Below are 21,569 nucleotides of genomic sequence, written 5' to 3'. Positions count from 1 at the left end.
TGAGCTTCGTGCTCGCATAGGAGATGCTCCCCATTAGTTGGTGACTGTTTTTTAGTAGTCCAACTTATGGGGAGCAGTTCATAGGCGCGGCGGGGCAGTAACCGTTAGCTGAGGCGGTCGGTCTGGTCGTCCCATTCGACAGCTACAGCCCGCAGGGCCTCCTCCTTAGCACGAGCGTGGTGGCCGCAGAAGAGCAGGTCCAAACCTGACTCCATCACCACACGCACATAGGCCTGGGCGCCGCAGGCATCGCAACGGTCAGCAGCAGTCAGTTCGCGGCGGGTCTCAAGAGTTGCACTCACGATAGGCTCCTTTCAAAAGCTTTCTTCCTCACCCTCCATACAACCACCGACCGGGCTGCCCCGCACGTCCTTTCGCCCACAGCGCTAAACCCGCCCTCCCCGCCTGCCGGCCGCGGGCGTCCGCGCCGCCAAAGACCCGCCAAACCGAACACGTGTACTACACTAGATAGGCACCCCGTCCATACCTGCAGGAGAGTTTCGTGGCAGCAAACAACTACACCGCCCGCAACCTATCGGTGCTCGAAGGCCTCGAAGCCGTGCGCAAGCGCCCCGGCATGTACATCGGCTCCACCGACTCGCGCGGCCTCATGCACTGCCTCTGGGAAATCATCGACAACTCGGTCGATGAGGCCCTGGCCGGGTATGGGCAGTCCATCCAGGTCATCCTCTACAAGGACGGCTCGGTTGAGGTGCAGGACGACGGCCGCGGCGTGCCCACCGACATCGAACCCCGCACCGGACTCTCCGGGGTTGAGGTGGTCTACACCAAGCTGCACGCCGGCGGTAAGTTCGGCGGCGGCTCCTACAACGCCTCGGGTGGCCTGCACGGTGTGGGTGCCTCGGTCGTCAACGCGCTCTCTTCCCGCCTGGACGTACAGGTGGACCGCGGTGGCAAGACCTACCAGATGAGCTTCCGTCACGGTGTTCCCGGCATCTTCGATGATGCCCGCACCCCCAAGCCCGAAGCCCCCTTCACCGCCTCCTCGGACGCCCTGCAGATAGTTGGTAAGGCCAAGCGCGGGGTCACCGGCACCCGCGTGCGTTACTGGGCTGACCCCATGATTTTCACCCCGGACGCCCGGTTCAGCTACGAGAACCTGGCAGCCCGAGCCCGCCAGACTGCCTTCCTCATTCCCGGTCTGCGCATCGCTGTGCGCGATGAACGCCGCCTACCCGGCACCCCCGGCGAATTTGAGACCGTTGAGGAGGTCTTCCAGCACGACGGTGGTATCTCCGAGTTCGTGGACTACCTGGCCCACGACCAGGCGGTGACCGACATCTGGCGCTTCACCGGCACCGACACCTTCACCGAGACCGTCCCCGTGCTCGATGCCGAGGGCCACTCCCAGCTCACAGAAGTTGAGCGCGAGTGTGAAGTGGATGTTGCCCTGCGCTGGGGTACCGGCTATGAAACCAAGCTGCGTACCTTCGTCAATATCATTTCCACCCCCAAGGGTGGTACCCACCAGACCGGCTTTGAGCAGGGCCTGCTCAAGACCTTCCGCAAGCACATTGCCGATAACGCGCGAAAGTTCAAGGCAGGCACAGACAAGATTGAAAAGGACGATGTGCTGGCAGGGCTCACTGCCGTGCTCACCGTGCGCCTGGCTGAGCCTCAGTTTGAGGGCCAGACCAAGGAGATTCTGGGTACCCCGGCGGTGCGGCAGATTGTCTCTAAGGTGGTTGCCAAGCAGCTAGCTGCCAAGCTGACCTCCACGGCCCGGGGGGAGAAGACCCAGGCGGCGGCCGTTTCTGAAAAGGTTGTTGCCGAGATGAAGTCGCGTATCTCAGCGCGAGTTCACAAGGAAACCCAGCGCCGCAAGAATGCCCTGGAAACCTCATCCATGCCCACCAAGCTGGTGGACTGCCGCTCCACCGACGTGGAGAAGTCCGAACTCTTCATCGTGGAGGGTGACTCAGCACTGGGTACTGCCCGCCTGGCGCGTTCATCGACCTATCAGGCCCTTCTGCCCATTCGCGGCAAGATCCTGAACGTCCAGAAGGCCTCGCTGACCGACATGCTGGCGAATGCCGAGTGTGCCGCCATTATTCAGGTCATTGGCGCCGGTTCTGGCCGCACCTTTGATCTAGAGCAGAAGCGCTACAACAAGATCATTATGATGACGGACGCGGACGTGGACGGCGCCCACATCCGTACCCTGCTGCTGACCCTCTTCTACCGCTACATGCGTCCGCTGGTAGAAGCCGGTCACGTTTACGCCGCTGTGCCGCCCCTGCACCGGGTCGAGGTGGTCAACAGGGGTAAGGCCAACGAGATGGTCTACACCTATTCTGAGAAAGAACTGCACGAGCTCCTCGACCGGCTTGAGGCTGAGGGTAAGAGCTACAAGGAACCCATCCAGCGCTACAAGGGCCTGGGTGAGATGGATGCCGACCAGCTGGCAGAGACCACCATGGACCCCCGCCACCGTATGCTCCGCCGCGTGCGGGTTGAGGATGCTGAAGCTGCCGAGCGGGCCTTTACCCTGTTGATGGGGTCAGAAGTGGCACCGCGTAAGGACTTCATTATCCGCGGTGCGACCAAGCTCGACCATACAGCTATCGACGCCTAACGGTCTAGAAACATAATCATGAATAAGGAAGGCGCCCGGTCAGTATTGACCGGGCGCCTTCCTTCTGGGCAAGCAAGCAAATCTAGCAGATAGTGATGTCGCCGATGCCGATGTACTGGTTGTTGGTCCAGGCCTGGAGGGTGGACGCATTGCCGTTACTGTAAGTCAGGCTGAAGCTGTTTGATGTGGGGGTAACGGTTGCGGTCACCGAAGTGACCGTATTGAGAGAAAGGTTGCGGACGGTGGTCATGGCCAGCTGGGTGCTGCTGGCGGTGGTGTAGTCGCTCTGGGCGTAGCCGAGGAAGTTGCTCAGCTGCCAGGTTGCGTTAGAGAGGGTAACAACATCGCCGTATGAGTTGGCGTTGGTGCCGCCTGAAGAACCGGTGACATCGTAGATGTTGAAACTAATGCTCTTGGGGGTTACAGCCTTACCGCTTGAATCGGTAATCGTGAAGGTGAGGGTCTGTGCTGCAGCTGCACGGGTTCCATTGGTGCGCTGGTTGAGGGTAAGAACTGATGAAGTGGTTGATCCTACGGTATAACCATTGCCCTCTGTGCCGGTGTTAGCTGTTCCGGTACCAACCTGGCTGCCAGCGGCGGCGGCCACCATATCTGAGGAGGCGCCGTTATACAGGGAGTTAGCACCAGCGGTACGTGACTGGGTAACGGTGACGGTGTAGCTACCGTTGGTCAGAGTTTTGCTTGTGCTGGAGGCTGACGTGGGCCAAGAGAGGGTCTGGCAGGTGAGGGAGGACGCTGCGTAGGCTGGAATTGAGGCGGACGCAAGGACGACGGGGCGCTCCAAGCTGCACCTTTAGCGAGGGTGCGGCGTGAGATTTGAGTATTCATGTTTCCCTAAGATGTAGCGGCGAGTGACGGAACGGGGCGCTTTATTTAGCTCATCAGTCACACTACGCTCAAGAGATAAGGAAATAAATGATGTGTATGTCACATGTTTAACATACTGTGCTGGCAGGGGTTTCGTGGTTGGGCTGATAGATGTATAAATGTCTGGTTTTTTAGGGCAAAATAAGGGTTTTGATGTAAAGCTCTTGTCCACTATAGTGGCGACAGCTTCCTCTTGTTATATGTGCACTAAATTTCCCAATTTAAAGTTTTGAGAAGCTTGAGTCAGTTTTTGATAAAACATTTGATTTAGAAAGTTTGCGCTGGGTGAACCCCAAAAACGCTAGGGGCTGACTCCCTATGCCAATCTGCCCGGGTGAGTAAGTGTGGCGCGTCCGTCCTCTCCGTAAGAAATTAAGGGGAGTAAAATGTTGTGCATGACACATGCAATGAAGCACCCTGTTACTGTCACCGTTACCGGCGCCGCTGGCCAGATTGGGTACGCCAGCCTCTTCCGCATCGCGGCAGGTGAAATGCTGGGCCCAGATACTCCCGTGCGCCTGCGCCTGCTCGAAATCCCGGCCGGACTCAAAGCCGCTGAAGGCACCGCCATGGAACTAGCAGACTGCGCCTTCCCCCTGCTGGAATCGGTTGACATTACCGATGACCCCACCGTCGGTTTTGAAGGCAGCAACATTGCCCTGCTCATCGGCTCTCGCCCCCGCACTAAGGGTATGGAACGAGCCGACCTGCTCGAAGCTAACGGCGGTATTTTCTCGGTTCAGGGGAAAGCCATCAATGACCATGCCGCTGATGACGTCAAAGTGGCTGTTGTGGGCAACCCGGCTAACACCAACGCCCTGATTGCGGCCTCTCACGCTCCGGACGTCCCCTTGGAGCGCTTCACCGCTCTGACCCGCCTTGACCACCACCGCGCGGTTGCTCAGCTGGCTGCCGCAACCGGTGCGTCCGTACCCGAGATTGACGGCATTACTATCTGGGGCAATCACTCAGCCAGCCAGTACCCCGACCTCTTCCACGCCACCGTCGGCGGCCGCCCGGCCCTAGATGCTCTTGCAGAAAAGAATCTGGGTCAGGCCTGGATTGAAGAAACCTTCATCCCCACCGTCGCCCAGCGCGGGGCTGAAATTATCGCGGTGCGCGGTGGGTCCTCCGTCGCCTCCGCTGCCCACGCCGCCCTGGCCCACGTACGCGACTGGGTCCTGGGTACAGGGGAGCGGACCACCTCAATGGCAGTGCCATCCGATGGGTCCTACGGTGTGCCCGAGGGGATTATCAGCTCCTTCCCCGTCAGGTGTTCAGCAGGTGGATATGAGATTGTTCACGGTTTAGAGCACTCGGATTTTGCCCGCCAGCGCATTGCTGCCTCTGTGGCAGAGCTGGTTGAAGAGAAGGACGCCGTCGCCCAGCTTGGTCTGCTCGGCCCCCGATAAACTCGCCGCCCCGGTGTGACTAGACAAAGTGTCACTAACTGGGCGCTCGGTGTAAAAACCGGCAGAGACTCCCGCACAACCCCAATAGGGTAGCGGGAGTCTTAGCGTTTAAGTGACCTTTAGTGAACCGTCAAATCACCTGGTGAAGGGGTCAAAACCACCCTAAGGGCACGCTCATACAAGCCCGCTATCCTAGAGCACAACACACCCGCACCGTTGCGCCGGGCAGTCGGCAGAGATGCCAGCCCGCAGACGGTGCTTCACTTTAACTCTCAAGGATGTCAATGGATCCCCTCGAACTAGCGCGGTGGCAATTCGGTATCACCACCGTCTACCACTTCATGATGGTTCCGCTGACCCTGGGCCTGGGCGCCGTCGTATCTGGCTTCTACATCGCCTACGTGCGAACCAAGAAGCACGAATACAAGCGCATGACCAAGTTCTGGGGCAAGCTCTACCTCATCAACTTCATCATGGGCGTTGCAACCGGCCTCGTCCAAGAATTCCAGTTCGGCATGGCCTGGAGCGAATACTCCCGCTTCGTCGGCGACGTCTTCGGTGCACCTCTGGCCATGGAGGGTCTGCTGGCCTTCTTCGTCGAGTCCACCTTCCTCGGCCTCTTCATCTTCGGCTGGGACAAGCTGGCCCCCAAGGTACACGCAGCCTGCCTGGTCATTGCCGTTGCGGCCTCCTGGCTCTCGGCCTACTTCATCATCGTGGCTAACTCCTGGATGCAGCACCCCGTAGGTGTTGAAATGATCGACGGCCGCCCCGTCATGACCGACGTCTGGGCTGTGCTCACCAATAATACCGCCCTGGTGGCCTACCCTCACGCTATCTTTGGTGCCCTCCAAGTTGCCGGTGGTTTCCTGGTCGGTATCGCCTGGTACAAGCTCTGGAAGCGCCGCCGTGACGGTATCGACACCATCGGTGAGGACGGCAAGGTTATCGTCGGTGAAACCACCGAAGGTGCCCGCGACAAGACCGACTTCAAGGTCTGGTTTAAGTCCCTTCGCATTGGCGCTATCGTCGGTCTGCTGGCTTTTGTTGGCACCGCCTTTACTGGCCACCACCAGGCCCAGCTCATGATTGAGCAGCAGCCCATGAAGATGGCAGCAGCAGAAGCAGCCTGCCACGACGGTACCGGCTTCTCCGTTCTCTCCCTGTCCTCGCCGGGCGCCCAGAACTGTGACGAGGTTCAGGCCGTTATTGAAATCCCCGGTCTGCTCTCCTTCCTGGCCTACAACAACTTCACCACCGACGTCCCCGGCATCACCACCCTGTTGCCCCAGTACGAGGAAACCTACGGCACCACCATCCCCGATAACCCCGAACTCTACGGGGAACGGGCCGGAACCGAGGTTGAATACCTGCCCCTCATGGAAGTGACCTACTACGGCTTCCGCGGCATGATCACCTTCGGCGGTATCAGCGCCCTCTCCTTCCTCTACGTTTTGTGGGTGACCCGCAAGAAGGGTGAAGGCACAGTCCCCGAGGCCAAGTGGATTTCAAACCTGGCAATCGCGGGTATCCTAGCCCCCTTTGGCGCTAACGCCACCGGCTGGATCTTTACCGAAATGGGCCGCCAGCCCTTCGTTGTTGCGCCTAACCCCGACGGCAACCCCGCCATCATGATGTTCACCGCCGCCGCTGTCTCGCCCGGTGTCTCCGGCTACGAGATTCTCTTCTCACTGATTTCACTGGGCCTGGTCTACGGTGTGCTCATGATTGTTGAGGTCTACCTGCTGGCCAAGTACGTCAAGGCCGGTGTGGCAGCGGCCATGCCCGAGCTAGTTGAAGACCCGCACGATAACGACGAGAAGAACGACCGCGACGTGCTCGCGTTCGCCTACTAAGAAAGGGGCTTACACATATGTTTGAGCTTTTTGCTGATCAGCCTCTTCTGCCGACTCTCTGGTTCGCCGTCATTGGCTTCTTCTGGGTGGGCTATATCATCCTCGACGGCTTCGACCTGGGCGTAGGCATGCTCATGAGCCGAATCTTTGCCAAGAATGAGAAAGAACGCCGCCTGCTGCTGAACACCATCGGCCCGGTCTGGGACGGCAACGAGGTATGGGTTGTGACCGGTGGCGCTGCCACCTTTGCCGCCTTCCCCCTCTGGTACGCTTCCCTCTTCTCGGCCCTCTACATTCCGCTGACCCTAGCCCTACTGGCCCTGATTTTCCGTGCGGTCGCTATCGAGTACCGCGGTAAGAAGGACTCTGAGCGCTGGGTCGCCGGCTGGACGCTTGCCATCTCGCTGGGCTCTTTCTTCATCGCCTTCCTGGTCGGTGCCCTGCTGGCGCTGACCTCCACAGGCCTACCCATCAACGCTAACGGTGACCGCGTGGGCGGTGCCTTCGCCTGGCTCACCCCCGCGGTCTTCCTGGGCGGCCTTTCCATGGTGGGTGTTTCCCTGGTCATGGGCCTGGCCTTCATCGCGTTGAAGACCGACGGCGAGGTACGCCACCGTGCTGGGGCCGCCCTGGTCAAGTTCTCACCGCTGCTGGTTCTGCCTGTTGTAGCTTGGGTCGTCTACATGCAGGTCACCACCGGCAACGGCATCTCCTATGCTTTGACCGTCCTAGCTGTGCTGGCTCTGGCTGCTGCCTGGTTCTTCGCCAGCCGCAAGAGCGAAGGCAAGGCATTCTCGGGATTTGCGGTCTTCGTTGCCTTCGGCGTGCTGGCTATCTTCCTAGCTCTGTACCCCAACGTCCTGCCCTCAACCCTCGATGAGGCCTACAACCTCACCATCGCTAACGCCTCAAGCTCCGAATACACCCTGAGTGTGATGAGCTGGGTAGGCCTCTTCGGTATCCCGATCCTGCTGGTCTACCAGAGCTGGACCTACTGGGTCTTCCGTAAACGCCTGCGCGTAGAGAGCATCCCCGATGCCCACGACGCCACCGAGTTAGCCGCCCGCGCCACCCGCGCAAGCGTCCCCAAGGCCTAGGAGCTAGCTCAAGGCTGAAGCTGACAAGGACGCCGGGAGCAGCTCCCGGCGTCCTTTCGCCTACCCGGGGTGGGCAGGTGTGCTCATACCCACGGCCCACCTACTGACCCCAAATAAACCCGGCTGGAAAGTTCCCACTAGAATAGTGAACAAACTGTTCGCGGCACCAAGGACACAATCGAGAATGACCGCTCCTACACCGAGCAAGCGGCCCCCGCTGGGGCCCCACGCCAAGAGAAACCTCACCGTTTTTGCTGTGCTCACCGCGCTCAAAACGCTGGCGCTCATTGTCTTTGCCGCGGTGCTGGGCACCGCCATCACCCTGCTGGCCCGCATGACCTACGCGGTGCTGTACGAGGGTAAAACCTATGAGTCAGCCCATGCGGAGCAGCTGGCTGTCTTTGCCGGCAACGGCCAGGCCCAGCTGACCGGTATCTTCTTTGCTACCCCCTTCATGCAGCCGGGCCTGCTCTCACTGGCCGTCACCGGAGTCATTGCGCTTCTGGTACGCGCCGCCGCCGACTGGTCTCTGGGCTTCTACGCCCAGCAGGCAGCAACAGGCGCCAAAACCACCATCCGCCGCAAGCTCATTCGCCGCGTCCTTGCAACGGGCGGCATCGATACCCCGGACGGCACCGGTGCCACCGCCGTCCTGCTGTCCCGCGGTCTAAACGCTCTCGATGACTACTACACCAAGACCCTCACCGCCTTTGTGTCTACGGCTGTCGTTCCTACGTTGCTACTGGTCTTTATCGCCTTCTACGACTGGGTCTCAGCCCTGGTCATTCTCTGCACCCTGCCCCTGATTCCCCTCTTCATGGTGCTTATCGGTAGAACCACAGCGGAAGACACCGCCCGTGCCCAGCGCGACCTGCTCCGCCTGTCAGACCACATTGTTGAACTGGTCAAAGGTCTGCCCGTGCTGGTGGGCCTGGGCCGTTCGCGTGCCCAGTCGAAGGCACTGGGGGACTTGGGGGAGCGCTACCGCAAGGCCACCATGTACACCCTGCGGTCGGCCTTCCTTTCCTCCCTGGCCCTGGAGCTGATTACCACTATCTCCGTTGCCCTGGTCGCTGTACTGATCGGCCTGCGTCTGGTCGAAGGTAACCTGGGCCTTGATGTTGCCCTCTTCGCCCTGCTACTAGCACCAGAGTGCTACCAGCCCCTGCGCGATGTGGGAACTGCCTATCACCAGTCCGAGGACGGGGTTGCGGCTCTACGCCGTGCTGAGGACATCATCAACCAGCCTATTCCCCACGCCACAGTCGCTCCTGGCGGTGACCGAATCTCGGTTCGCCAGCTCTCCGTTGCCTACCCGAACCGCGACCGCACCCTCACCGGTGTGAGCTTCACCCTGCGCCACGGAACCACCACAGCCATTACGGGCCCTTCCGGGTGTGGCAAAACCACCCTGCTGTCGGTCCTGGGTGGTGCCCTGCGCAATGATTTGGTACCCACCGGAACCACCGAACCGGTACACGTCTCTGGTCTGGTGTCCGGTACCGGATCCACCGTCTGGATCAGTCAGTCGCCCACCTTCATTGCCCCCACCGCCCTGGCTGAGGTTGCCCTTTACGCCACCGTTACCCGCGGCGAAGGTGCTCTAGAGGGTATCAACTACGCCTCCACCCTGCTCGATGACTCCGTTGCTTTCACCGACGAAGATCGCGACTACTTCACCTCCTTCCTGCACTCCGTAGGGCTGGCTGACCTCGCCGACCTGCCGCCGGAAGCCCTTTCAGCCGGCCAGATGCGCCGTCTTGCTATTGCCCGCGCCCTGGCCCGCGTTGCCACCCTGCAAGCCCAGGAAGAACGCGTCACTGTACTGATTGACGAACCCACCGCCCACCTTGACCCGGTTTCAGCGGCCAAGGTGAACGTCGCCCTAGCTGCCCTGCAGGAAACCGGCGCAACCCTGATTATCGTCACCCACGACACCGCCCTGGCTGCCGCCACCAACAACCTGCTCCAGGCGACCTCAAAGCCCCACGGCGTTACCTGGGAGCTCACTGCTCAGAACACCGATGGGCTGGGCGGCTACGCTCTTGTGACCCTGGCGGACGCCGTCGCCACCGGCGAGCTCGAAGACTCTGCCCCCGTGCAGGCTGCTGCAAGCTCAACCGAGCAGGCAGCAGAGCCAGCCGCGGCGGGCGTCCTAAAAACCCTGCGCCACCTGGGGGAGCTCACCGGCATCCGCAAGCGCGATATGGCCCTGCCTATCCTGCTATCGGTACTCACCGTGGTCTTTGCCGTCAGCCTCACCGCGCTTTCTGGCTGGCTCATCGTGCGCGCCGCCGAGCAGCCCGCCATGATGTACCTGCTGGTAGCTGTTACCGGCGTCCGCTTCTTTGGCCTGGGCCGGGCGACCTCCCGCTACGCCGAGCGCCTGCGCACCCACAATCTGGTGCTGGGGGCGGCTAACACCCTGCGAGTGCGCGCCTGGGATGCTGCCGGACGTACCGTCCTGTCGGTGCGTTCCCTGCTGCGAGGGGATAAGATCCTTGACCGACTGGTCGGCGACATTGACGAGCTGCGCGACGCTATCCCGCGCGTCATCCTGCCGGTTGCTGCCCACCTGATCGTGATGCTGCTGGTGCTGGGCGTGACCGCCTGGGCTACCCCGCAGGCCCTGCTACCGGTCGTCATCGCTATTCTTATCTCTACCTTCGTGATTCCGGCAGTGGTGCTGCGTGCGGACGAGCGCGCGGACGCCGTGGCCCGCCGGGAAACCTCGGCCATGCTCCGCCTGGGCGTCTCGGCCCTGGATGCTGCCACCGACCTGCACAATAACGGCCTTGACCAGACTGTTGCCCTGGCTGTCTCCCGCCAGGATGGCTATGCCCAGGCCTCCCGCCTCAAGAGCTCCCGCGCTATCGGCGTGGGCCAGGGCCTGATGGTCGTTACCTGGTGGGGCGCGGCTCTGGCTGTGATTGCCAGCGTCTGGCCTGCCGTTGAAGCTGGTGAGGTTACCGCGCCGACCGCAGCTATCGTCATTTTGATGATGACCGGACTGTTCGAGACCACCGCAGCCCACCTGGACGCCGTTCGCGGCTGGCCCGCCTTCGCAGCCCTGGTTGCTCGCACCCGCGCTAATTTTGAGACTGTGGACGTCGCCACTGCGGCTGAGGGGGAGGACGCCGGTAAGGGCGAGATCCGAGATATCCTGGGGGACCCCGGTATTGGGGCTAAGAACCGTGCCGCCCATAAGTCCATTACCCTGGAGCTGGATTCGCTGGCTACCCGCTGGCCCGATATGGAGCAGCCTATCTTTACCGGCCTGTCAGCGTCTGTATCGTCGGGGCAGTGGTTGGGTATCACCGGCCCCTCCGGATCTGGCAAGACAACTGCTCTGGCTACCCTGCTGGGCTTCTTGCCTGTTGAGCAGGGGCAGATTCGGGTGAACGGTCGTGCCTTTGATGCCCAGTCTTTGCGCGGGTACGCGGCCTGGTGCCCCCAGTCTGCCTATATCTTTGAGTCCACTATCGCTAATAACCTGGCGATTGCCCGTTCGGCGGACGAGCGCCCCACCGATGAAGAGATGTATGAGGTGCTTGACCGGGTAGGTCTGGGCGATTTTGTGCGGTCCCTGCCTGCTGGCCTGCAGACCCTGGTGGGGGCCGGTGGTTCTTATGTTTCGGGTGGTCAGCGTCAGCGTATTGCGATTGCTCGCACCCTGCTGGTGGATTCGCCCCTGCTGCTGATGGATGAGCCGACCGCCCACCTTGATGCCCCCGCTGCGGTAGCTCTGATTAATGAGGTTGCCCGCGGTACTAAGCGCGCCCCCGGCCAGAAGCTCAAGGGCAAGACCAAGCTGCCTGCGGTCGTCCTGGTCTCCCATCGTGCCGAGGACATCGCCGCCTGCGATACCGTGGTGAAGCTTCGGTAGCTGGCAGAAAACCCCTCCTAAGGTTCCTATCAAAGGACGCCACGGGAGGGGTTTTCTGTATCTAGAGTGGCAGTGGAAATGTATCTGCTGTCTGGAAATTTACCACGGGGGGGTAAGGTGTGTTCTAGATAATAAATTTCTAGAGCTCGAGCTACAGATAGTGAGTGACCCCCATGCCTACTCTTCAAGAGCACAGCTATGTTGCGCCCCTGACTAAGAAGTTCAAACTATTCCTCTGCGGAGCAGTAGCTTTTGTACTGGTGAGTGTCACCCTGCCGATTCTGATTTTTGGCCCCGTCGACAAGGACGGCACCAACCAGGGGCTCCTCATTTCAGCGCTTGTAGGAGCTGCCGTAGCGCTGATCCTTATTCCGATGATTTTTAGCAGTACCCGCATTGACCTGCTCGATACTTCCGTCAAGATCACCACCATGAAGTTCTTCTCGAAAGAGCTACCCTACAGCGAGATTGAGAAAGCGGAGGTAGGCCCAGTAACCGGTCTGGTGCAGGGGGCCGGTCTCAGAATCATGGGTGGAGGTAACACCGGCTACCTGACCGGCGGCCCTTCCGTCACCTTTACCCTGACGAACGGTAGCCGGGTGACGGCATCCGCTAGCAACCCCGAGCAGGTTGTTGCTGAGGCGAACTCCCGGCTGAACTAGACGCTGAGCTAAGAGGTTTAATGTGAAAAAAGGAGCGGGCGCGCCCGTAACCGATTGCAGGGGGAGGGAGTGCTGGTGTGCCTGCTGGCTCGGGGCTGGCGTGAATTGGGCGAGCGCCCCAGCGCGAGCCCAAGAGGGTCGGCAGGTACACCAGCACTCCCTTTCCCCTGGTGCTATTTAGAAGAGAGCATCCTCTTCGGCCTCTACCGGCCCGTCGACCGCTACCTGAGCTTCAGGCTGACCGGCGGGTTCTTCTGACACCGCTGATACAGGTGCGGGGGAGGTTAGGGCCTGGTAGTTGGGGCCGATAGCGTCGATGCTCTGGGCAAGCAGGACGCCGGAGCCGTCGCGGGGGCCGAATTCGGTGGGCAGGGTGCGGGCAACACCGGCTGCTGAGACTGCCTTAGCCGGGCCGACACCCACCCAGGCTAGAGCAAGAGCGGTTTCGCCCTTGAGGAAGCGGTGGGCTCGCATGCCGCCGGTTGCTCGGCCCTTTTGGGGGAACTCGGTGAGTTCGGTGACTTTGGCTGTGGCCCCTTCCTCGCCGCCGTCGGTGATGGTGACGACCTGGGCGTCCGCGCCGGGGGCGGTGACGCCAAAGGCAAGAAGCTTGTCGTCGTCGGCTACCTTCATGCCGGCCATGCCGCCGCCGGTGCGGCCCTGGGGGCGGACCTTGGCGGCATCAAAGGTGAGGAGTTTGGCTTGTTCGGTGATGAAGGTCAGCACATCGTCGTTGGAGTCGCAGACGGCTACGCCTACTACCGAATCCCTGGGCTTGAGCTTCATGATCTCAAATTCGGTGGCATTGAGCGGGTAGTCGGGGTTGACTCGTTTGACGACGCCGCGTTCGGTGGCCAGGGCCAGGATGGCGTTGAGCGGTGCTAGGCCGATGAGTTTTTCGCCGCGGGCTAGGGTGATGGCGTCCGCGGCCTTGACGCCGCTGGTGGGCTGGGGGGTGCCGCCGGCTTCTTCGAGGACGGGTAGGTCAATGACGGGCACACGAATCAGGCGGCCGCTTGAAGTTACCGCACCGATTTCGCCGCGGGCGCTGGTGGGTACGATGGAGAGGTAGGCGTCGTGTTTGATGCGTTTGCCCGGGTCGAGCAGGGTGGGGCGTTGGCCCTTGACGCCGCTGGTGCGCCCCAGCTGGCCCGAGGTGGAGAGCAGGACCCAGCAGGGGTCGTCCGCGATTTCCAGGGAGAGGCCGGCTTCTTTTTTGGCCTTGGAGGCGGACGCCGACAGGGCGGCAACTGCGTCGGCCAGCTCGTCCTTGGTGACGATTTTGGTGCGGCGGTCGGTGCCGTATTCGTCGGCGACCTGCTGTAGTTCTTCGGAGACCAGGGCGCGGAGTTTTACGTCGGAGCCGAGGATTTCTTCGAGGGAGGCGATTTCTGCCAAGAGTTCGTCGCGTTCGGCTTCAAGCTCGATGCGGGAGTACTTGGTGAGCTGGCGCAGGCGCAGTTCGAGAATGTGGTTGGCCTGTACCTCGCTCAGGTCGTAAATCTGCATGAGGCGCTCACGGGCCTGGGCGGTTTCGTCGGAGGAGCGGATAATCTGGATCACCTCGTCGATATCGACGATGGCTACCAGCAGGCCCTCGACCAGGTGTAGGCGGTCGCGGCGCTTGCCTAGGCGGTGGTTGGTGCGGCGGCGCACGACGTCCAGGCGGTGGTTGACGTAGACGTGCAGCAAATCGAGCAGGCCCAGGGTCTGGGGCTGGCCGTCCACCAGGGCTACGTTGTTGATGCCGAAGGAGTCTTCCAGCGGGGTGTGCTTGTAGAGGGCGGCGAGCACGGCCTTGGGGTTGAAGCCGTTCTTGATTTCAAGGACCATGCGCAGACCGTTTTTGCGGTCGGTCAGGTCAACGACGTCTGAGATGCCCTGCAGCTTCTTGGAGTTGACGCCGTCCTTGATTTTTTCGATGACCTTTTCGGGGCCAACCAGGTAGGGCAGTTCGGTGACCACAATGCCCTGTTTGCGGGCGGTGACCTGTTCGATGGAGACCTTGGCGCGGGTCTTGAAGATGCCGCGCCCCTTTTCGTAGGCGTCCTTAATGCCGGTGGTGCCCACGATGGTGCCGCCGGAGGGCAGGTCAGGGCCGGGCACGAACTTCATGATGTCTTTGAGGGTGGCCTCGGGGTTATCGAGCAGGTGGCGGGCAGCGGCTATGACCTCGCGCAGGTTGTGGGGGGCCATGTTGGTGGCCATGCCGACGGCGATGCCGGCTGAGCCGTTGACCAGTAGGTTGGGGTAGGCGGCGGGTAGGACGGCCGGCTGCATGAACTGGTTGTCGTAGTTGGGTACGAAGTCCACGACGTCTTCGTCGAGGTTGGCGGTCATGGCGAGGGCCGCCGGGGCCATGCGGACCTCGGTGTAGCGGGAGGCCGCCGGGCCGTCGTCCAGGGAGCCGAAGTTGCCGTGGCCGTCGACCACGGGCAGGCGCATAGAGAAGGGCTGGGCTAGGCGCACCATGGCGTCGTAGATGGCGCCGTCGCCGTGGGGGTGCAGCTTACCCATGACTTCACCGATCACGCGGGCGCTCTTGACGTGGCCCTTCTCGGGGCGTAGCCCCATCTGCTGCATCATGTAGAGGATGCGGCGCTGCACGGGCTTGAGGCCGTCGCGGGCGTCGGGTAGGGCGCGGGAGTAGATGACCGAGTAGGAGTATTCCAGGAAGCTGGTTTCCATCTCGCTGGTCACGTCTATATCGACGATATTTTCGACGACGTCGGTGGGGTAGTCATCGTGCGCGGTGGTGCGGCGAGCCATCGAGACCTCTTCCTGGGAATTCGAACATAGGTTCGTTTATTCTACCGCGAAAGGGGGCCGCTAGCAGGTTGGATGCTGGTGCTAGCGGGTACGGGCAGGTACAAAGAGCCCGTAGATGCCCAGCGCTCCGAGTACGAGGGTAGCTACCCCAAAAGGAATAGCTGTGGGGGAGTGCTCACCGCCGGTCGTTATGAATGTATCTGCCAGCCCCACGCCCATGTGCCAGCCCCACCCCAGAAAGAGAAGGAAGCAAGCGATAGCTACAGAAAGAGAACAGAAACCGATAGCGCGCTTGGTGCTGTAGGATGCCATGCCCCGCAACCACTCGTGCACGTTCGGCAGAGCAGCTAAAAGAAGCGCGACGAAAAAGCCCCACACAACCACGACAAGGAGGCTAAACTGGTTGGTCTCCTTCAGCAGGCTGTAAATCTCGCTGAGAGTGTAACCCGGGGCTGCAGCCAGCGGGTTCCACCAAAAGGCATGCAAACCGTAGTAGATAGCTAGCAACAACCCGAGCACACAAAAGGTAAGGGGCAGGCGGACGTCCGGGGTCGGCTTTCCCTGTAACGTGCTGGTTTTTGCTTCGGTGGCGGGCGAAGCGCGAAAAATCTCACTGATGCCTACGCCCAGCAAGGCGGCGGCGCCTGCAAGGAAGGAAAGCCCCGCCGCCCAGTTGATGAGGGAAGCGAACTGAATTGAGACTGGGTGGGGGAGAGCTATCGCTCCTGAGATAGCCAGCGCAAACACCGCAGCACTACCGATAAGGAGCCAGCGAAAGACTGCATTGAGTGTGTTTGCTACGGGCCTAGGCTGTGCCCGATGCAAGTGCTCAGGAGAAACCGTCATGCCCCTATTCTGGCACGAGAACGCAATATATTAACGGCACATTTTCCTTGCCAAAGCCGGAAAGTCGCGCCCGAGGTGGGGCGGGCGTCCGCTCCCTGAAACATGCAGACGAAACATTTGCTTACGAACCGTCTTCAAAATATGTGAACAACGTGATACGCGGTACACTAAAAGGCAGTGGCCTCGTGCCCACAGGCTCAAGAGCGAGCATCACACACCCGTCGCGCAGACGCGACGGTGCCCACCGGCGCACGAGCCAATCGCAAGACAGTGTCGAGAGGAGTCCCACATATGAGCACTGTGGATAGCTTCGGTTCAAAGGGCGTACTTTCCGTCAACGGAACCGACTATGAAATTTTCCGTCTAAAGGCAGTAGAAGGCTCACAGAAGCTGCCTTACTCCCTGAAGGTTCTACTCGAAAACCTTCTGCGCACCGAAGACGGTGCCAACATCACCGAAGGCCACATCAAGGCACTCGCCAACTGGGATCCCTCCGCGGAACCCGATACCGAAATCCAGTTCACCCCCGCCCGCGTCATCATGCAGGACTTCACCGGCGTTCCCTGCGTGGTTGACCTTGCCACCATGCGCGAGGCCGTGAAGGAACTGGGCGGCGACCCCTCAAAGATCAACCCCCTGGCACCTGCCGAACTGGTCATCGACCACTCCGTGCAGATTGATACCTTCGGCACCGCCGACGCTATCACCCGCAACATGGACATCGAATACCAGCGCAACGGTGAACGCTACAAGTTCCTGCGCTGGGGCCAGACCGCCTTCGACGACTTCAAGGTCGTTCCCCCGGGCATGGGCATCGTGCACCAGGTCAACATCGAATACCTGGCCCGTACCATCATGGCCCGCGAAGTTGGCGGCGTACTGCGCGCCTACCCCGATACCGTCGTAGGTACCGACTCCCACACCACCATGGTCAACGGCCTGGGCGTACTCGGCTGGGGCGTTGGCGGTATCGAAGCTGAGGCAGCAATGCTCGGTCAGCCCGTCTCCATGCTGATTCCCCGCGTCGTCGGCTTCAAGCTCACCGGCTCCATCCCCTCCGGCGCCACCGCAACCGACGTCGTCCTTACCATCACCGAAATGCTGCGCGAACACGGCGTCGTCGGCAAATTCGTTGAATTCTACGGTGAAGGCGTAGGCCAGGTGCCCCTGGCAAACCGTGCAACTATCGGTAACATGAGCCCCGAATTCGGCTCCACCGCCGCCATGTTCCCCATCGACGAAAAGACCCTCGAGTACCTGCGCCTGACCGGCCGCAGCGAAGAGCAGGTCGCCCTGGTCGAGGCCTACACCAAGGAACAGGGCCTCTGGCACGACCCCTCCGTCGACGTCGAATACTCCGAGTACCTGGAACTGGACCTCTCCACTGTGGTCCCCTCCATCGCAGGCCCCAAGCGTCCCCAGGACCGCATCCTGCTCTCAGAGTCCAAGAGCCAGTTCGAATCAGACATCAAGAACTACGCCAAGGACGGCGAAACCGACAAGTCAGCCCAGGTCTCCATGGCAGACGGTCGCGAGTTCGAGCTCAAGAACGGTGCAGTGTCCATCGCTTCGATTACCTCCTGCACCAACACCTCAAACCCCTCGGTCATGATGGCAGCAGGCGTGCTTGCCCGCAACGCCGCCGCCAAGGGTCTGACCGCCAAGCCCTGGGTCAAGACCTCCATTGCCCCCGGCTCAAAGGTCGTCACCGACTACTACGAGAAGGCAGGTCTGCTGCCTGACCTCGAGAAGCTCGGCTTCTACGTCGTCGGCTATGGTTGCGCCACCTGTATCGGTAACTCCGGCCCCCTGGAGCCCGAAATCTCAGAGGCAATCCAGAGCGAAGACCTCTCCGTCACCGCGGTTCTCTCGGGTAACCGTAACTTCGAGGGTCGTATTTCACCGGACGTCAAGATGAACTACCTGGCCTCCCCGCCGCTGGTCATCGCCTACGCCCTGGCCGGTACCATGGACTTCGACTTCGAGAAGGACTCCCTGGGCACCGACGCCGACGGCAACGAGGTCTACCTCAAGGACATCTGGCCCGACCCCGAAGAAGTCCAGAAGATCATCGACGAGTCCCTCGACACCGAGATGTACACCAAGGAATACGGCACCATCTTCGACGGCGACGAGCGCTGGCAGGCCCTGGAGACCCCCACCGGCTCCACCTTCGAGTGGGACGAAAAGTCCACCTACGTGCGTAAGCCCCCGTACTTCGAGGGCATGACCATGGAAACCAGCCCCGTTGAGGACATCAAGGGCGCCCGCGTGCTGCTCAAGCTGGGCGACTCTGTCACCACCGACCACATTTCACCGGCAGGTTCCTTCAAGTCAGACACCCCCGCAGGTAAGTACCTGATCGAAAACGGTGTAGAACGCAAGGACTTCAACTCCTACGGCTCCCGCCGCGGTAACCACGAGGTCATGATTCGCGGTACCTTCGCCAACATCCGTATCAAGAACCAGCTTCTGGACGGCGTTGAAGGCGGCTTCACCCGCGACTTCACCCAGGGCGGCGAGCAGTCCACCGTCTACGATGCCTCCATGAACTACCAGGCCGCTGGCATTCCGCTGGTTGTTCTGGGCGGTAAGGAATACGGCACCGGTTCATCCCGTGACTGGGCTGCTAAGGGCACCACCCTGCTGGGCGTCAAGGCAGTTATCGCTGAATCCTTCGAGCGTATCCACCGTTCAAACCTGATCGGTATGGGCGTTGTGCCCCTGCAGTTCCCCGCCGGTGAGTCCCACGAATCACTCGGCCTGACCGGTACCGAAACCTTCGATATCACCGGCCTGACCGAACTGAACGAGGGCACCACCCCCAAGACCCTCAAGGTCACCGCCACCGCTGAAGACGGCAAGGTCACCGAGTTCGACGCTGTAGTTCGCATCGACACCCCCGGTGAAGCCGACTACTACCGCAACGGCGGCATCCTGCAGTACGTTCTGCGTAACCTGGTCCGCGGCTCCTAAGCTTTAGACCTAAGCCCCAGACCGCCTGCCGGTTCAAGACCTGTGGCCCCCACTGATCAGTGGGGGCCACAGGCCTTTTGTCTGTTTTCTATAGAGTTGGGACCAGTTAACTGTTCGAAGTATCGGTAGGCATTGAGGGCCTCGGGAGGAATCTGGTCCCTTGTGTGTGGCGGCGGGGACGGCGGCAGCGGCGGGAGTGGCTAGGTGAGCGGCTGCGTGGAGTTCCAGACCTGCCGCCACTTATCCGCTAGAGAATCAATATTTTCGTGGGCGTTCAAACCGCTAGGCTGAGGCACGACCCAGAGCTGGCTCGCCGGGTTCCACCCTTCAATCTGGGAGGTTTCCTGCTGCCCCAACCGAGCCTTCCTGTCACCAAAGGTCGTGCGGAAGGCTGTTATGCCAGCAATGGCTACAGCCTGGGGGCTGTAGATGTGGGTGAGTTCAATCAGCCGGGGGAGGGCGTCCTGCAGTTCCTGGGAGGTGAGCTCGTCGGCTCGTGCTGTTGCCCGGTTAACCAGATTGGTGATACCAATTCCCAGGTGGGCTAGCTGTTCCTCTACTTCGTCGCTCAGGCCGCGTGAGGCGTCCACCCTAGGAGTGACGATTCCGGCGCGATCCAGCGAAGGCCAGAAACGGTTGCCAGGAAAGGCAAAGGGGGCATTGACGGCGGACGTCCACAGCCCGGGGTTGATACCCACAATCAGCAGGCGGAGGGGAGTGCCAGCCGCAGGCAATCGGTCATCAAGGGTGCCGTTGACGAAGTCTTGAAGCTGCTCCCGAGTGGGGCGCTGATCGCCCAGCGGGGAGGGATGAAGAGTGCTCATGACCCTACCCTACACGCAGAAGTGCCCCGCACAGCCTTAGGCGGTGCGGGGCACTTGATGCGAAAGTGTAGAGACGGTTACTTGGCGTCCTGAACCGGGATAGCGCCGGTCTTCACGTCGTAGTAGGTCTCCCAGAAATCAGCGTTCTTAATGCCGAGGGGGCGGGGGTCGAACATGGGGTCAAGACCCTGCTTCTTCTGCTGCTCGTAGTCCTTGAGTACCTGCAGGGCGGGCTTCTGGATCACCAGAATACCGACGATGTTCAGCCAGGCCATCAGACCGACGCCGATATCGCCCAGAGCCCAGGCGGCACCTGCGGTGCTGACGCAGCCAATAACGGTTGCGGTCAGAATCAGCAGCTGCAGCAGACGCAACAGGGCGTTGCCCAGGGTCTTGTTCTGCAGGTTGCGGGTCAGGTAGCGCAGGTTGGTTTCTGCCATGTAGTAGTAGGCCACGATGGTGGTGAAGGCGAAGAAACCGAGTGAAACCGCAATAAAGATGGGGCCAGCACCGGGGATCAGCGTATCGAAGGCGGACTGTGCAAATGCCGGGCCAACGGTAACGCCCTCGGCCAGGTTGCCCGAGCCCTCTGCCAGCACGGGGGTGTCGGCTGAGCCGCCCTCGTAGACACGGTACATGCCGGTTGAAAGAATCAGGAAGGCAGTAGCGGAGCAGACGAAGAGGGTATCAATGTAAACGGCCATCGCCTGCACGAAGCCCTGGGCAGCGGGGTGCTTGACCTCAGCAGCTGCAGCGGCGTGGGGACCGGTGCCCTGGCCAGCTTCGTTGGAGTAGATGCCGCGCTTGACGCCCCACTCAACGGCGGTGCCGATGATGGCACCGAAGGTTGCGTGCAGACCAAATGCTGATGAGAAGATCAGGTTGATAACGTCACCCAGCATGTTGATGTTGATGAAGGCTACGATCATGGCCAGCACGATGTAGATGATAGCCATGAAGGGAACCACAACAGAGGCGAAGGTTGCAATACGCTTGACGCCACCAACGACGATGAAGGCCAGCAGGATGGTGATACCGGTGGCAGTCATCCAGGGGTGAACCTCGGGGAAGGCTCCCTGCATGGAGGTCGCAATACCGTTAGCCTGAACGCCCGGCAGGAAGAAGCCGCAGGCAAGGACGGTGGCAAAAGCAAAGATGGAGGCGTAGACCTTGAAGAGCCCGGAGTACTTGGTATGGCGGTAGGCCTTTTCAAAGTAGTAGGCAGGGCCGCCGCGGTACTCGCCGGTGACCTTATCGCGTTCCTTGTAAATCTGGCCCAAGGTGGACTCGATGAAGGAGGTTGATGAGCCCAGGAAGGCTACGGTCCACATCCAGAAGACGGCGCCGGGGCCGCCGAAGGCGATGGCGGTGGCAACGCCGGCGATGTTACCGGTGCCTACGCGGCCAGCGAGTGACATGGCAAGGGCCTGGAAGGACGAGACGCCGTCCTTAGATGACTCGCCCTTGAAGGTCGCGCGAATCATGGTGGGAATCTGGCGAATCTGGAGTAGGCGGGTGCGGATGGTGAAGTACACGCCAACAGCCAGGCAAAGATATACCAGCACGGGTGACCAGATAATACTGTTCGCCCAGTCGATTGCTGCGGTCATAGAAGAAATCCATTCGTGCGGGGCTAGTGAGGGAACTAGCCTGGTAATGATTCAGTCTCACTGTGACCTATATTTGTGTGCCATTGCACAGTGTGAGCTGTTGAACACTGATACTAGCGGCTCGTATATACATTTGAAAAGCGCCAC

At 60.8% G+C, this 21,569-nt stretch carries 13 protein-coding genes; 7 read left to right on the top strand and 6 right to left on the bottom strand.

Annotated features, from left to right (window positions below; all coding sequences use genetic code 11):
- Window positions 1–104 precede the first annotated feature (104 nt).
- Complete coding sequence (locus ACFP6B_RS02315) at window positions 105–302, bottom strand: DUF7455 domain-containing protein (protein WP_237189203.1); 198 nt, start codon at window positions 300–302, stop codon at window positions 105–107.
- A 200-nt stretch (window positions 303–502) separates the two neighbouring features.
- On the opposite strand from ACFP6B_RS02315, the gene ACFP6B_RS02310 reads away from it, so the two are divergent.
- Window positions 503–2,596: a DNA gyrase/topoisomerase IV subunit B gene (locus ACFP6B_RS02310; protein WP_377126287.1), complete on the top strand. Its 2,094-nt coding sequence runs from the start codon at window positions 503–505 to the stop codon at window positions 2,594–2,596.
- Between the two features lie 82 nt (window positions 2,597–2,678).
- On the opposite strand, the gene ACFP6B_RS02305 is transcribed toward ACFP6B_RS02310, so the two are convergent.
- On the bottom strand, window positions 2,679–3,401 hold the full coding sequence (locus tag ACFP6B_RS02305; RefSeq protein WP_377126284.1) for a hypothetical protein: 723 nt from the start codon (window positions 3,399–3,401) through the stop codon (window positions 2,679–2,681).
- A gap of 478 nt (window positions 3,402–3,879) precedes the next feature.
- Here ACFP6B_RS02305 and ACFP6B_RS02300 point away from each other — a divergent pair, with 478 nt between their 5' ends.
- The 5 genes from ACFP6B_RS02300 to ACFP6B_RS02280 all read left to right on the top strand — a co-directional run bounded on the left by ACFP6B_RS02300 (window position 3,880) and on the right by ACFP6B_RS02280 (window position 12,397).
- Entirely contained in the window at window positions 3,880–4,896 is a 1,017-nt protein-coding gene (locus ACFP6B_RS02300) for a malate dehydrogenase (RefSeq protein ID WP_377126281.1), read from the top strand.
- A 284-nt stretch (window positions 4,897–5,180) separates the two neighbouring features.
- Window positions 5,181–6,752 (top strand): cytochrome ubiquinol oxidase subunit I, encoded by a 1,572-nt coding sequence (locus ACFP6B_RS02295; RefSeq protein WP_377126278.1) that lies wholly within the window; start codon window positions 5,181–5,183, stop codon window positions 6,750–6,752.
- Window positions 6,753–6,769: 17 nt separating this feature from the next.
- Window positions 6,770–7,849 carry a cytochrome d ubiquinol oxidase subunit II gene (gene cydB, locus ACFP6B_RS02290; RefSeq protein WP_377126275.1) on the top strand — a complete coding sequence of 360 codons (1,080 nt, stop codon included), beginning with the start codon at window positions 6,770–6,772 and terminating at the stop codon, window positions 7,847–7,849.
- 184 nt (window positions 7,850–8,033) lie between these two features.
- Complete coding sequence (gene cydC, locus ACFP6B_RS02285; protein ID WP_377126272.1) at window positions 8,034–11,735, top strand: thiol reductant ABC exporter subunit CydC; 3,702 nt, start codon at window positions 8,034–8,036, stop codon at window positions 11,733–11,735.
- A gap of 173 nt (window positions 11,736–11,908) precedes the next feature.
- Entirely contained in the window at window positions 11,909–12,397 is a 489-nt protein-coding gene (locus ACFP6B_RS02280; RefSeq protein ID WP_377126269.1) for a hypothetical protein, read from the top strand.
- 177 nt (window positions 12,398–12,574) lie between these two features.
- Here the strand turns inward: ACFP6B_RS02280 and ACFP6B_RS02275 are convergent, their stop codons facing one another.
- Both ACFP6B_RS02275 and ACFP6B_RS02270 read right to left on the bottom strand, forming a co-directional pair.
- Window positions 12,575–15,166, bottom strand: a complete 2,592-nt coding sequence (locus tag ACFP6B_RS02275) for a DNA gyrase/topoisomerase IV subunit A (protein WP_377126266.1) — start codon at window positions 15,164–15,166, stop codon at window positions 12,575–12,577.
- Between the two features lie 81 nt (window positions 15,167–15,247).
- Window positions 15,248–16,012 carry a hypothetical protein gene (locus ACFP6B_RS02270; RefSeq protein ID WP_377126263.1) on the bottom strand — a complete coding sequence of 255 codons (765 nt, stop codon included), beginning with the start codon at window positions 16,010–16,012 and terminating at the stop codon, window positions 15,248–15,250.
- A 291-nt stretch (window positions 16,013–16,303) separates the two neighbouring features.
- Here ACFP6B_RS02270 and acnA point away from each other — a divergent pair, with 291 nt between their 5' ends.
- Window positions 16,304–18,988: an aconitate hydratase AcnA gene (gene acnA / locus ACFP6B_RS02265; protein WP_377126261.1), complete on the top strand. Its 2,685-nt coding sequence runs from the start codon at window positions 16,304–16,306 to the stop codon at window positions 18,986–18,988.
- A 200-nt stretch (window positions 18,989–19,188) separates the two neighbouring features.
- On the opposite strand, the gene ACFP6B_RS02260 is transcribed toward acnA, so the two are convergent.
- A complete protein-coding gene (locus ACFP6B_RS02260) occupies window positions 19,189–19,686 on the bottom strand; it encodes a mismatch-specific DNA-glycosylase (protein WP_377126293.1) in 498 nt (165 codons plus the stop codon).
- A gap of 203 nt (window positions 19,687–19,889) precedes the next feature.
- Entirely contained in the window at window positions 19,890–21,422 is a 1,533-nt protein-coding gene (locus ACFP6B_RS02255; RefSeq protein ID WP_377126258.1) for an alanine/glycine:cation symporter family protein, read from the bottom strand.
- Window positions 21,423–21,569: the final 147 nt, after the last annotated feature.

It is taken from the genome of Rothia nasimurium, from assembly GCF_042660305.1.
GTDB classification, from domain to species: Bacteria; Actinomycetota; Actinomycetes; order Actinomycetales; family Micrococcaceae; genus Rothia; species Rothia nasimurium.
Note: the sequence above shows the minus strand (reverse complement) of the source record. Positions and strands in the feature narration are given on the sequence as shown.